Annotated in this window: 11 protein-coding genes; all 11 read left to right on the forward strand. The window is 40.8% G+C overall.

All coding sequences use genetic code 11. The features are described 5' to 3' along the window. Window positions 1-62 precede the first annotated feature (62 nt). Window positions 63-1,556 carry a peptide MFS transporter gene (locus CJ483_RS15235; RefSeq protein WP_120036015.1) on the forward strand — a complete coding sequence of 498 codons (1,494 nt, stop codon included), beginning with the start codon at window positions 63-65 and terminating at the stop codon, window positions 1,554-1,556. A 121-nt stretch (window positions 1,557-1,677) separates the two neighbouring features. Continuing rightward, window positions 1,678-2,910, forward strand: coding sequence for an alanyl-tRNA editing protein (locus CJ483_RS15240; protein ID WP_120036016.1), 1,233 nt, complete (start codon window positions 1,678-1,680; stop codon window positions 2,908-2,910). Between the two features lie 95 nt (window positions 2,911-3,005). After that, window positions 3,006-3,989, forward strand: a complete 984-nt coding sequence (locus CJ483_RS15245; protein WP_120036017.1) for a DUF4003 family protein — start codon at window positions 3,006-3,008, stop codon at window positions 3,987-3,989. 571 nt (window positions 3,990-4,560) lie between these two features. Further along, the gene (locus CJ483_RS15250) at window positions 4,561-5,244 is read left to right on the forward strand and encodes a GntR family transcriptional regulator (protein ID WP_120036018.1); all 684 of its coding nucleotides are present in this window, start codon (window positions 4,561-4,563) and stop codon (window positions 5,242-5,244) included. A gap of 38 nt (window positions 5,245-5,282) precedes the next feature. Beyond that, window positions 5,283-6,497, forward strand: a complete 1,215-nt coding sequence (lhgO, locus tag CJ483_RS15255; RefSeq protein WP_120036019.1) for an L-2-hydroxyglutarate oxidase — start codon at window positions 5,283-5,285, stop codon at window positions 6,495-6,497. Window positions 6,498-6,516: 19 nt separating this feature from the next. Then, a complete protein-coding gene (locus tag CJ483_RS15260; protein WP_182917071.1) occupies window positions 6,517-6,843 on the forward strand; it encodes a DUF3870 domain-containing protein in 327 nt (108 codons plus the stop codon). A 294-nt stretch (window positions 6,844-7,137) separates the two neighbouring features. Further along, the gene (gene glaH, locus CJ483_RS15265; protein ID WP_120036020.1) at window positions 7,138-8,079 is read left to right on the forward strand and encodes a glutarate dioxygenase GlaH; all 942 of its coding nucleotides are present in this window, start codon (window positions 7,138-7,140) and stop codon (window positions 8,077-8,079) included. A 347-nt stretch (window positions 8,080-8,426) separates the two neighbouring features. Further along, the gene (locus CJ483_RS15270) at window positions 8,427-9,776 is read left to right on the forward strand and encodes an APC family permease (RefSeq protein ID WP_120036021.1); all 1,350 of its coding nucleotides are present in this window, start codon (window positions 8,427-8,429) and stop codon (window positions 9,774-9,776) included. A 256-nt stretch (window positions 9,777-10,032) separates the two neighbouring features. Then, on the forward strand, window positions 10,033-11,328 hold the full coding sequence (locus CJ483_RS15275; protein WP_406909140.1) for a Glu/Leu/Phe/Val family dehydrogenase: 1,296 nt from the start codon (window positions 10,033-10,035) through the stop codon (window positions 11,326-11,328). Between the two features lie 218 nt (window positions 11,329-11,546). Beyond that, a complete protein-coding gene (locus CJ483_RS15280; RefSeq protein WP_120036022.1) occupies window positions 11,547-11,795 on the forward strand; it encodes a biotin/lipoyl-containing protein in 249 nt (82 codons plus the stop codon). A gap of 106 nt (window positions 11,796-11,901) precedes the next feature. Beyond that, window positions 11,902-14,031 (forward strand): sigma 54-interacting transcriptional regulator, encoded by a 2,130-nt coding sequence (locus CJ483_RS15285; protein ID WP_120036023.1) that lies wholly within the window; start codon window positions 11,902-11,904, stop codon window positions 14,029-14,031. The last annotated feature ends 235 nt before the right edge of the window (window positions 14,032-14,266 follow it).

The raw sequence follows: 14,266 nt of genomic DNA on the forward strand, positions 1-14,266 counted from the left end.
TATTAAATTTTTTGATAATACTGCAAATATAAACTGGGCATGAGAAGGAAGGAGATCTTAAATTGGATAGCAATCAAAAGAAGAAGATTGCCGAAAGTGTACCTCAGACTGGCTTTTTTGGTCATCCTAAAGGTTTATCCACTTTGTTCTTTACGGAGTTTTGGGAGCGTTTTTCATATTATGGAATGAAAGCGATTCTGCTTTATTATATGTATTACGAAGTTTCTAAAGGCGGGTTAGGTCTTGATCAAGGCACGGCGGCCGCTGTTATGGCAGTTTATGGCTCACTCGTTTATATGTCTGGAATTATCGGAGGATGGCTTGCTGACCGCCTGCTCGGTACATCGAAAACCGTCTTTTATGGCGGTGTGCTTATCATGCTTGGACACATTGCCCTTGCTTTCCCGGGTGGTGTAACCGCTTTATTCATTTCTATGGGATTGATTGTTATTGGTACGGGCCTTTTGAAACCTAATGTATCAAGCATTGTCGGAGATATTTATGCTGATGAAGGTGCGCGCCGTGATTCTGGTTTTAGCATTTTCTACATGGGAATTAACGCTGGAGCGCTGATCGCTCCATTAATCGTTGGTACAGTTGGTCAGGAGTATAATTTTCATTTGGGCTTTAGCCTTGCAGCTATCGGAATGTTCTTAGGCTTGGTTGTATTCGCTGTAACAAAAAAGACCAGACTTGGTTTGGCCGGTACTTATGTACCTAACCCGCTGACGGGAGAAGAAAAAAAGAAAGTCTTTATTCAAATCGGTATTGGCACCTTAGTGATCGTTATTTTAGGTGCAATTGGAATGACAACTGGCTTATTAACTATTGACCGTTTTATTTTGCTTGTTAGTATTTTAGGAATTATTATTCCGGCTGCTTATTTCATTATGATGTACCGCAGTCCGAAAACATCAGAAATAGAGCGTTCTCGTCTTCTTGCTTACATTCCTTTATTCATAGCGGCTACTATGTTTTGGGCGATCCAGGAACAAGGATCTATTATCCTGGCAAGATATGCCGATGAACGGACGCAGTTGGACTTTGCAGGAATGCATTTACAATCTTCTTGGTTCCAAACATTAAACCCATTATTTATCGTTGCATTTGCACCTGTTTTTGCTTGGCTGTGGGTCAAGCTAGGCAAACGCCAGCCGTCTACACCAAAGAAATTCTCGCTTGGTCTGCTGTTTGCTGGGTTATCATTCCTTGTAATGATCATACCGGCCTATGTAAATGGAACAGAAACACTAGTTCATCCAATGTGGCTTGTACTTAGTTTCTTCCTTGTTGTTATTGGCGAGCTTTGCTTATCGCCTGTTGGGCTTTCGGCAACAACTAAACTGGCGCCAGCTGCTTTCTCAGCCCAAACAATGAGTTTATGGTTCTTAACAAGTGCATCTGCCCAAGCAATCAATGCACAAATCGTTCGTTTATATAAACCAGAAACAGAAATTATCTATTTTGGTGCCATCGGTGCTGCTTCTATCGTTCTTGGATTGATTCTTTATCTCATATCCAAGAAAATTCATACGATGATGAAAGGCGTTAACTAAAACGTTAACACCATTGCTTCAATTGATAGAAAAGCCATTTGCTAGTTTGACTAGCAAATGGCTTTTTTTGTCTCTCTTTTGCTATAGTAGAAGCAGAAAAGCGTGACAATGAGGTGGGAAAATGACAGAAAAACTATTTTATGAAGATGCGTATATTCAGTCTTTTACTGCAAATGTTCTAGAGGAGGGCGTAGATGAAGCAGGCCGAAGATTTGCTGTTCTGGACAGCACAGCTTTTTATCCGGAGGGTGGCGGCCAGCCGTGCGATACAGGAAAGATAAATGGCATAAGGGTAACGGACGTTCAATCTGTTAACGGAGTCATTCGCCATTATCTTGAAGAGGAGCTTGGGATGTCGCACGAGAAGGTAAATGGAGAAATCAATTGGGAACGCCGTTACGATCATATGCAGCAGCATGCGGGCCAGCATATTTTATCGGCTGCGTTTGAGGAATTATTTGGAATTCGAACAACAAGTTTTCATCTGGGGGAAAAAACAGTAACGATAGATTTAGATACGGACTCTTTGACAGAGGAAGTGCTTAAGAAGGCGGAAAAGAAAGCTAATGAAATTATTTTAGAAAACCGTGCAATTGAAACGAAGTGGATAACCTTTGGGGAGGCTTCTCGCTATCCGTTAAGAAAGGAATTAGCTGTAACGGGGAATATTCGACTCGTTATCATTCCGGACTTTGATTATAATGGCTGCGGGGGAACACATCCACACAGCACAGGTGAGGTGGTGGCGATTAAGCTGTTAAAATGGGAAAGGCAGCGCAAGCACGTTCGTTTGGAATTTGTTTGCGGCGGGCGGGTGCTAAAGCAGCTTGGAGAAAAGCAAGCAGTGATCCGAGAGCTTTCCCGTCTGTTGAACAGCCCTCAGGACAAGATGACTGGGGCAGCCCGTCAGTTGCTTGAAGAGAAAAAGGCATTACAAGCCGCACTTGACGAAGCGAAGGATCAACTGCTTGAGCATGAAGTAAAGGTGTTGCTGCAAAAAGCAATACATAAGGAAGGATATAAGCTGCTCGTTCAAGTATTTCGGAACCGCACAATACAGGAGCTTCAAAAAATGGCGCGGCTAGCAATTGAAAAGGATGCGGGAGTTGTCGCAGCCTTTGTAGCAGAAAATGAAAACAAGCTCCAGCTTACCGCGGCTAGTGGGAATGAAACGACGAATATTGATTTAAAAAAAGCGGCTTCTTTCATTTTCCCGCTTATTGAGGGGAAAGGCGGCGGCCAGCCTCACTTTATTCAAGGTGGCGGTCAACGCACTATGCCTGGCGAGGAATTAGCTAAAGCTTTTGAAGAGATCTTGGCCTCTGCGTCTCTTCAAATGGATAAAAAGTATTAGTTTATTAGAGGAGGGAGCAACAGGTTGAGCAGGAAGCTTATTGAAACTTTTTGCTCTTTTTTTCGTAAAGAAAATAAACAGAACGGAGGGGGATTATGGATAAAGAAAAAGCGAAACAAATAGCGAGCCGGTTTGCTGCGGATTATGAGCAGCTGGTGAAGGCAGTTAGTTGGGGAGTCGATAAACGCCAGCTACTGTCCATTGTTGCCCAATATGCAGCCGCCGGACGGACATTTTCAGCGAAGGAGTTTTTGCAGCTTTCTGATCATATTAAAGCAAACTCAGGATGGTTGTCCGGATTGAAAGGTTCTTTTAACTATTCAATGACTGCTTTATTATCGACCGGTTTTGATGACCCATATAGTGGGTTTGAAAAGATGCAGCACAGCTATCAGTTGCTCGTGGATCATGGCTTTCGGAAAACAGCATTTACATACATTGCAGCCATTACGTTAGTTTCTATTACAGAAGATACAGAGGAAAGAACACGGACTGCCGTACAGGCAAAACAAATTCATAAAAAAATGAGAAAGAACCATTATTTCTTAACTTCTCAGGATGATTATCCGCTCTCTATTCTCCTGGCCCGGCAAGATCAGGGTGAATTGATAGATAAGATTGAATTTTACTATTCCAAATTAAGCGAAGGACCGTTCTGGAAGGGAAATGATTTGCAGCTGCTGTCCCACATTCTTGCACAAAGCAACAGCAATGACTGGGAATCGCTTGTTGAAAGAACATTTCGCTGGTTTGAAGAATTTCGTAGCCGCGGATTAAAAGTGAAAGGTCTTCATTACCCATTGATCGGCCTGCTGGCTTTGACAGCTTCTCCTCAGGAATTGATAGAAGAAGTATTGATATTAGCGGAGACGCTTAATCAGGAAAAGCTCTTTAAATGGTACAGAGACATGGGGCTTCTGATTGCCGGCCAAATCGTCGTGCGGGAAAAAATCTCCGAGGATCAAGCGGCCTTTACAAGTTTCGCAGTTTCCATTGAAGCAGTACTGCAGGCCCAGCAAGCAGCGATGATTGCTGTTATGTCAGCTGGGGCGGCCGCTGCTGCTTCTTCCGGCGAATAAAAAATTAATTGACAGAAAAGTTAATCACCTGTAAGATAAGGGTATTGAATGAATAGTAAGCGGGCATGGAAAGTCACTTCTATAAAGACTTCCTCTTTATGATCAAGTGAAATGGCCATTCTGCTGTAATATACGTAGAAACTGTCAAATCTGTTCTAGTCTCAAGAAAAGGAGACAAGGGCGCAGATTAAGCCAGTGATATCTTCTGCTATGGGGATATTGCTGGCTTTTTTCGTTTCACTTTCCATCATAAAAATACGAGGAGGAAAAGAAACATGTGTAAAAAAACTGGTTGTGGAAAATGTAAAAACTGTCCAATGTTAGCTGCTGTCCAAGAAAGAAATGCACAAAAGAAACTAGCTGTTTTAAAAAGTGAGTCTAAATAATTGTATCCAATATGATTTGAAGTAGTCACTCCTGTTTAAGGGGTGACTATTATTTGTGTCCTTTTAATGTTGTTTTAATAGCGTTTATAAAAATATTCTTGCAATTCTATATTTTTTATGATAAATTTTTTGTATCCAATATCCAATACGGATGAGGTTAATCTTTCTTATCAGGGGGTCTATCTATGAGTTTTCAGCCCTCGAAGGACAAAACGACTGTCGTCAGTTATGTAACTAAAAACTTAAGACAGGCGATTTTAAATGGAACATTCGAGAAGGGAGAGAGGCTGATCCAGGAAGACTGGGCAAATACTTTGAATGTTAGCCGGATGCCGATCCGAGAAGCGCTAGCCCAGCTTCAAACCGAAGGTCTGGTAAAGCTTGTTCCACATAAAGGGGCAATCGTCACTCCGATTACAAAAGAAGATATTGAAGAAATTTATCATTTAAGATCTTATTTAGAAGGGCTTGCTGTTGAGAAATCTCTTCCTTTTTTAACGGAGGAAGATAAACAGGAGTTAAAAGAAATAGTAGAAAAAATGGAAGCGCTGCAATTGTCAGATGAAACAAATGATACCTATATTGCTTTAAATGAAAGCTTCCATAAGTTGCTGCAAAAGGGCTGCCCTTGGCCAAGGCTAACAAAGGCTGTAGAGAATTTGGGGATTTCTCCGATTGCTCCGAGTCTGCTGGCAGATTATTACTCGGAAACGCAGAAAGAGCACCGGTTTATCTATGAAGCAGCTGTCAGAAATGATCCTGCCGAGCTGCGAGCTGCAGTAGAGTATCACCTTTTGCGAACAAAAAATAATTTAATTTCTTATATGGCTGACTTAGAGTCGGCTGATGAACATCTATCCAAACAATAAAATCTATAAAATAGAGAAACGATGAAGGAGAAGATAACATGTACGACTTCGCTATTGTTGGCGGTGGGATCGTTGGATTGTCTACCGCAAAAGCGCTATATGAACGGTATCCAAATGCAAAGGTGCTTTTAGTTGAAAAAGAAGCCGAGCTGGCAGCCCACCAAACGGGCCATAACAGCGGAGTAATCCACTCGGGCATTTATTATAAACCGGGAAGCTACAAGGCGCGCTTTGCTCGTCAAGGAAGCAAATCCATGACTGAATTTTGTAAGAAGTATGATATCGAACATGACATTTGCGGAAAAGTAATCGTGGCAACGAAGGACGAAGAGCTGCCTCTTTTGGATAATCTGTATGAACGTGGCCTGCAAAATCAACTGGATGTAAAAAAGATTAGCAAAGAAGAGCTGAAAGAAATCGAGCCTCATGTAAACGGAAAGGCTGCCATTAAAGTAGCGGCGGCTGGTATTGTGAACTATAAGCAAGTAACAGAAAAATTTGCGGAGATTGTTCGCGAACAAGGTGCCGACATCCGTTTAAATACGAAGGTTGAAAACATTGGTGAATCCAATGATGGCATTACGATCGAAACGAATAAAGGCACATTCAGAGCGAGATTTTTAATTAACTGTGCTGGTCTTCACAGCGATCGGGTGACGAAGCTTGCTGGTTACAAAACGGATGTAAAAATTATTCCATTCCGTGGAGAGTACTATAAGCTGATCCCTGAAAAAAGACACTTGGTAAAAAATTTAATTTACCCTGTACCCAATCCAAAATTCCCTTTCCTTGGTGTTCACTTTACACGGATGATTGGCGGAGAGGTAGATGCAGGTCCGAATGCTGTTCTTAGTTTTAAACGCGAAGGATATAAATTATCCGACTTTAATTTAAAAGACTTTGCTGAAGTCATGGGTTATCCGGGCTTCTGGAAGCTGGCAAGCAAGTTCATGGGTGAAGGGCTGGAAGAAATGGCGCGCTCTGTCAGCAAGGCAAAATTTGTAGCGAGCCTTCAAGAGCTCATTCCAGAAATTCAAGCAGAGGACTTAGTACCAGGACCAGCAGGTGTTCGAGCCCAAGCGGTTAAAACGGACGGCGGCTTTGTCGACGATTTCCATATGATTAACGGAGAAAATAGCATCCATGTTTGCAATGCGCCATCACCGGCTGCCACAGCTTCGATTGAAATTGGCAAAGAGATTGTCAGCCAGATTACTGAACAACATCATTTAACAAGCGCAATTAGTTCGTAAGCGGAAAGGGGAATTTTTTATGATTAACTCAAAAGTAATGTTTATTGCAGGGCACGCACGTCTGCCACAAGGGATGGCAGCGAAGAGTGTGTTTGATACATTAACAATCACCGCAGAAGTTGACACCAAGTATGGAGTGATCATTGAAGCTTCCTGTACGCTGGCAACGGAACATGGCAGGGAATTTATCGGGCAACTGTTGAAGGGAGTCAGTCTGAAAGACGGGATCGAGGAGCCGCTAAAGCAGCTTCAGCAATATTATAAAGGCAAAGCTGCTAATGCACTCGCTGCTGCCTTGAATGATTTACACCTTCATTATCAGCAAATAGCGAAAAATTCGAAATAAATAATTAAATATATTGACAATTATGTGTCGGTCACATACAATGATGTTAACTAGAATTAAATATTTGCCTTTTGAAAATAGCCTTTTCAAAAAAACGCGAATATTACTATAGAACGATGTTTGAGTGGAAAATAAAATACCAAACTGAAATATTTACTGTGACTCCAATTCCATGGAGCAATGAAGTAATTATTAGCCAGTTTACTATCCTTGGACGCAAAGGGTGTAAACTGGCTTTTTTTATTTCCTACCCAGACAAAAACATTATTTTTCGACAAATAGGAGGAATTATTAATGAGTACTTTAGAAAAACAAGGCAAGAAATTCATTCAGAAAACAGCAGCTTATGAGGTGAAATCTCATCCGCAAAGCGATCGTTTATACCACATTGAGCTTGAACCTAAAGTGATCAGAGAATTTTTGGCAAAAGTAAAAGAAGAGGAAGTGTCTGTTCAGCATTTGGAGTATACTCCTTACGCACGACTTATCGTTGCTGATTACTTGCTTCAATTGACAGGAAAAGAGTTTCAAGACATTTTGAGAGGGATTGTTCATGACCGCGAAACAGGTGGTTTCACAATTGGTCTGCAAGGAGAAACGCTTGATACAGATGATTATGTAATTTTCTCTACAGCGATGACTCATATTGTTGGAACACCGAATTTCGACTCCATGACAGGTAAATATTATGCCAGATTTACTGTAGCTCATACAGACAACAGTGATTCTTACCTTCGTCAAGCCTACCGTCTGTTCACATTGCATACGGATGGAACATTCGTTGATGAGCCAACTGACTGGTTGTTAATGATGAAAATGAAGGAAGAAAATGCAGTAGGAGGCGAGTCTCGTTTACTGCACCTTGACGACTGGAAAGAGCTTGAGAAATTCTCAACTCATCCACTTGCTACTTATAAATTCACATACAAAGCGCCAAGCAGCAAAAACGTCAGCCAGGAAGTACAGCGCGCTACGTTCTTCAATGATAACAACAAGCCTTGCATTTGCTTTATCGACCAATTTGCTTATCCAGAAACAATTGATGAAGCGAAGTATTTAAAAGAGCTTTCTGATTCCATGGAAAGTGATGAAAGTGTTATTGAGCTAAAACTTCCAGTTGGTGACCTTGTTATGCTGAATAACTTGTTCTGGCTACATGGCCGTGCAGCATTCGAAGTAAATCCGGAATTAAATCGCGAACTTCTTCGTCAACGTGGTAGATTTGCAGAAATTTAATTAACTCTTATTGAAGAGAAAGAGGAGGCGGCTATTAGGCTGCCTTCTCTTTTTATTATTTAGAAAAAGTATTGGTATGTAAAACGGAATGATTTATGCATTTTTGAATAGGGTGATTGTAATTTGAGAAATAAAACGAGTTTTTATTTTACTGTTATTTCATAATAATACATTTATTTACATTGATGATTTGTATTAAATGAACTGTTAACACCTCTGTTATCCGCTTTCTTTTAGTTTTCAAAAAAATATAATATTTTTTGTTGTTTTTTGTACTTTTGGCATGAAAATTGTATAAATATTTTAATAATTAACATTTTAAGCGGTTACAACAGGAGGAATGATATATGCAGGAAAAGGTTCAATTAAAGAGATCATTAGGTCTATGGGCAATAGTTATGTTAGGTGTCGGTTATATGACGCCTATGGTAGCGTTTGATACATTTGGAATTGTATCAGAGGAAACGGGCGGACATGTGCCGGCTTCCTACGTGATTGCTCTAGTTGGAATGCTATTTACAGCTGCCAGCTACGGAAAAATGGTTAGAGTTTACCCGGTAGCCGGTTCAGCTTATACGTATACACAAAAAACAATTAGTAAAAAGCTCGGCTTTTTTGTCGGTTGGGCTGCTTTGCTTGATTACTTGTTTTTGCCGATGGTGAATGCGCTTTTAACAAAGATTTACCTGTCAGCGCTATTTCCGCAAGTTCCTGGCTGGGTGTGGGTAGTTGGATTTGTAGTGGTCGTAACGGCTGCGAACTTATTTAGTGTAAACCTGGCAGCTAATTTTAATAATTTTCTCGTGTTATTTCAATTCTTAGTCATTGCTATTTTTGTCATACTGGTTATCAAAGGGCTTGGAAATGGAGAAGGAGCAGGAACTGTCTTTTCGTTTATTCCATTTGCTGAAGAGGGCATGTCAGTTGGTCCGCTTATAGCAGGAGCCACAGTTCTATGTTTTTCTTTTCTTGGGTTTGATGCGGTTACCACATTATCAGAGGAAACACCTGATGCTGTAAAAACAATCCCGAAAGCTATCTTTTTAACTGCACTTGTAGGCGGCGTGCTTTTTATTACCGTTTCTTACTTCACGCAAATGTTTTTCCCTGATGTTTCTCGTTTCTCTGATCCGGAAGCTGCTTCACCTGAAATTGCTTTATACGTAGGAGGCAAGCTATTTCAGGCATTTTTCCTAGCAGGGACGCTGACAGGAACGCTCGCATCGGGCTTGGCTTCTCATACGAGTGTGTCGCGGTTATTGTATGTAATGGGGCGGGATAACGTTATTCCTTCAAAGTTTTTTGGATACATCCACCCAAAATGGCGGACACCTGCATTGAATGTTGTGTTGGTAGGTTTTATTTCATTAATCGCTATTTTTCTTGATTTAGAGACAGCCACCTCTTTAATTAACTTTGGGGCACTCATCGCCTTTACGTTTGTTAATTTGGCTGTTATTGCTCACTATGTAATTAGAAAGAAAAGATATAAGAATCCGAAAGACTTTATTAACTATTTAGTGTTCCCAGTTATCGGTGCAAGCATTGTAGTAGTCTTATGGATAAACTTGAATATTCATTCTCTTATTCTTGGAGTTATCTGGTCAGTTATTGGAATGCTGTATTTAATGTATATTACAAACTGGTTCCGTTCGCCTGTTCCACAAATGCATATGGAAGAAGTACACGAATTGTAAATTAGAAGAGGAAGCCGGAATCGCTGGTGCAAATGTTATTGCCAGCAGATCCCGGCTTTTTTTGTTAGTTTAAAAGGTTTCTTTATGCGAAAAATAATAGGCTATGCAAATAAGCATAAAACAGAAATGTAAAAAGAAAATTAGGAAGCTTCTAGAAGCCCGTCTCTTCAAGGGGAACAAGATTTTAAATTTTTTGAAGTTTTGGCACGGAAATTGCTTCTATAATAAGCAACAAATAAAAATGAGGTGTTATAAATTGGGTACGAATGTACAGACAGCAGAGACTAAGACAACAGCAGGACAGCATCATAAAGATAATCCGCAAGAGGAATTTAAGTTAATTCTAAAAGAAGCGGTAGAAATTCTTGGTTACTCTGAGGAAGTATTTGAATTTTTAAAAGAGCCGATGAGATTTTTGGAGGTTAATATCCCTGTAAAAATGGATAATGGCGAGACAAAAATTTTCAAAGGCTATCGTGCTCAGCATAATGATGCAAACGGACCGACAAAAGGCGGCATCCGCTTTCATCCGGACGTGACAGCAGACGAAGTAAAAGCATTGGCTGGCTGGATGAGCTTAAAATGCGGAATTACCGGACTTCCTTATGGGGGAGCTAAAGGCGGGATCATCTGCGAACCACGTAGCATGAGCGCAGGTGAGCTTGAGCGGTTAAGCCGTGGATATGTACGGGCGGTGAGCCAGCTTGTCGGACCGACAAAGGATATTCCAGCACCTGATATGTATACAAATTCACAGATTATGGCATGGATGCTCGATGAATATGATCATATTAGAGAATTCGATTCACCAGGATTTATTACTGGGAAGCCGCTTGTTTTAGGTGGCTCAGAAGGACGCGAAACAGCGACTTCAAAAGGCGTTCTATATACACTGCAAATGGTCAGTGAATTAAAGAACATGCCGCTTGAAGGAATGAAAGTAATCGTACAAGGGTTTGGAAACGTTGGGGGTTACCTCGCGTACTACCTGCATGAATTAGGAGTGAAGGTAGTTGGAATTTCAGATGCTCTTGGTGCGATTTATGAACCTGAAGGTCTTGATATTCCGGACTTGCTTGGACGCCGTGATTCCTTTGGCATTGTTACTGGCCAGTTTGAAAATATAATTACAAATGAAGAGCTAATTGAGCAGGAATGTGACGTGCTTATTCCGGCGGCAGTTGGCGGAGTCATCACTACAGAGAACGCTGACAGACTGAAATGTAAGTTTATCGTTGAAGCGGCTAACGGACCAACAACAAAAGAAGCGATTCAAATGCTTGATGAGCGTGGCGTTTTAGTTGTTCCTGATATTCTTGCCAATTCCGGCGGAGTCATCGTTTCTTATTTTGAATGGTGTCAGAACAACCAAGGTTACTATTGGACAAAAGAGCTAGTAGAAGAAAGATTGAAAGAGAAAATTCATGCGAGCTTCTTGAACGTTCAGAATACTGCCGAACAATTTGGCATTAACATGAAAACTGCTGCTTATGTTGAAGGGATCCGCAAAATCGCTGAAGCTTCAGGATTGCGCGGCTGGATTAAGCTTTAATTAGCAGGCAGCCGTAAAGAGAGAATATAAGGGATGAGGTGGTTAAATCAGGGGATTCCGTCTAAGCATACAAAGCAAAATGATCGGGAAATCATTGGCAAAAGGCAGAGCAAATGGGAAAAGCGACGACGGAATAAAAGCTGATTTGGCCCGGGGAGGGTAAAAATAATTTTGAAAGCGGTTGTCCCACTTATATAAGGAAAAGGAGATGAGTACCATTGTTTGAAGAATTGATTACCAGCCCGTATAACGGAGTAGTTCAGCAAGTTCTTGTGAAGGAAAACGTAAGAATCTATGAATGGGAGCCGCTATTTATAATTAAGAACGAAAAAGGAGAAATGCTTCCAGTTAAAGTGGGTGTCAGCGGAGAAATTCAGTCGCTCGAAGTCCAAGAAGGGGACAAAGTCATTCCCGGCATGGTACTCGCTTACGTGAAGGAAGAATTAGTAGTAAGTGCTTGTGATTGATGAATAATCTAGTAGAGGAAGATGGTGTTTCCATCTTCTTTTTCTATTATTCTGTAAAAAGTTTGCTAAAATAATAGAAAGGGGACAGCTGAGAGGGGGATCGAAAATGTTTACGATTGATGAAAACAAATTAAATCCGATTGTTTCTATTCCGGTGGAAGATCAAGCGGATAACAGCTTCATAGACATTAGTGCAATCAAAGAACCATTTGTATTTATGAGTGAACATGGCAAGCTTACTTCTTACGTTCATTTAAAGAGTAACCGTCTGGCGCATAAAAGAGAAGTGACCTTCCAAACGCTGTTGTCTCAGTCCATTCCGATCGAACAAATCTATCATGTGAACAAAATTATTTCATTGCCTGTTATTTTTCAGGTGATCGGTGAGACGTTAACGATCATCAACGATGAAGAAGGGTCGCCGATCGGTTATTTAAAGCGGGAAGAACTGCTGGCTGAGCTATTTAAACAAGAGGAGCAGGGGGTCAATTTATTTAAAACGCTGCTTACCTCTATTCCAATGGGAATGTTTGTAGTAGACAGAGAAAAGAAGATCATCAACTGCAACGATGCCGGGTTAAAAATGATAAAGTCGACTGCTGAAAAGGTGATGAATAAACCTGCAGAGTCTGTATTTGAGCGAGAGCATATTGAAAGTGTGTTTGCGACCGGAAAAACAATTTTAAACCAGGTGCAGCTGACAGATGAAATGGGCGTCCTTCTCGACTATTGTCCAATTTCAACCCAGGATCAGAAAATTGAAGGAATGCTAATTGTTGTTCAGGACATTCCTACCATTGAAGATATGGCAATGGAAATTGAAGATATTAAAAATCTTAATACGGATTTAAATGCTATTTTATCTACTATTTATGATGAACTGCTCGTGGTGAACAGCAAAGGTGAGCTCATCCGCTACAGTGAAAATGTAATCAGTGGATTTTGGGATACAGATTTACAAGACATGCTTGGGAAAAGCCTTCTTGAACTAGAGAAAAAAGGGATGTTCAGTCCTTCCGTGACGAGGCTAGTCATGGAAAAAAAGAAAAAAGTATCGATTGTTCAGGAAGCAAGAAGCGGCAGAAAGGTGCTGGCAGTCGGCAATCCTGTTTTTAATGAAAAGGGAGAGATTGATCGCATTATTATCGCTTCTCGGGATATTACAGAAACTTCTCGATTAAAAGATGAATTAAAAGAAATGAAAAAGATTTCTGAGAAATATAAGAAAGAGCTTGATACGTTTAAAAATCAAGATCGAACGCTAAAAAAACTAATGTATCGCAGCCCGAAAATGGAAAAGATTATTCTCCAGGTAAAGAAGATAGCCGAGTTTTCTTCTACTGTATTAATAACAGGAGAATCCGGGGTCGGGAAAGAAGTAATTGCCCAGGCGATTCATCAACTTGGACGTCGCTCGGAAAAGCCATTCTTGAAGCTAAACTGCGGGGCCATCCCGGAAAACTTGCTTGAAAGCGAACTGTTTGGCTATAAAAAGGGAGCCTTTACTGGCGCCGACAAAGAAGGCAAGGACGGATACTTTAAAATGGCTGATCAAGGCGTGCTTTTCCTCGATGAGATCGGTGAAATGCCCCTTCATTTGCAGGTCAAATTGCTGCGCGTATTACAGGAGCAGGAAGTCATCCCAGTCGGCAGTACCATCGCTGAGAAAGTGGATGTGCAAATTATTGCGGCCACCAACAAGAAGCTTGAACAAATGGTAGAACAAGGAACGTTCCGGGAAGACTTATTTTACCGACTGAATGTTATCCCGCTTCATATTCCTCCTCTGAGAGAGAGAACAGAGGATATTTCAGTACTTGCTTTTCATTTTCTCCAGCAGCTTAATGAAAAGTATGATAAAAGTTTTTATTTAACACCTGATGCCATCAACGTGCTTGAATTCTATTCGTGGCCGGGAAATGTGCGTGAACTGCAAAACATTATTGAGCGGCTCGTCGTTTCTGCTGATGATCAGGCGATAGATGCTGAATTTGTCAGCCAGTTTTTGTCGCTCGGTTATGATTTTAAAAAGGCACGGCCAATTATTACAAGGGTCGTTCCGCTGCAGGAGGCGCTTGAAGATGTGGAAGAGCAGCTGATTGTACTCGCCATGAAGCAATATAAAACAACGACAAAGGCGGCTAAGGCGCTTGGAGTAAGTCAGTCATCCGTGAGCCGTAAATATCAGAAGATCATGAGCAGCAGAAAATCTGACAATGAAGCGTCTCTTTATTAATTGCAAGCTGTTCAAAAGCTAGTGACTCACTGCTTTTGAACAGCTTTTTTTATATGTGGCAAAAATGTGTCTAAAAATGCTTATTTTCATCGATTTATTCATAAATTCATACATTATGCTAAATTGCATAAGAGCGATAAAACTCCTAATTTTTGTATGGAATAAAAAGCTTGATAGTACGCAGTTTTCAAAAATATTTTAAATATTTCAACTTGGCACGATAATTGCATTATAT

Origin of the sequence: Bacillus sp. PK3_68, assembly GCF_003600835.1 — a bacterium.
In the GTDB taxonomy this organism is placed as follows: domain Bacteria; phylum Bacillota; class Bacilli; order Bacillales; family Domibacillaceae; genus Pseudobacillus.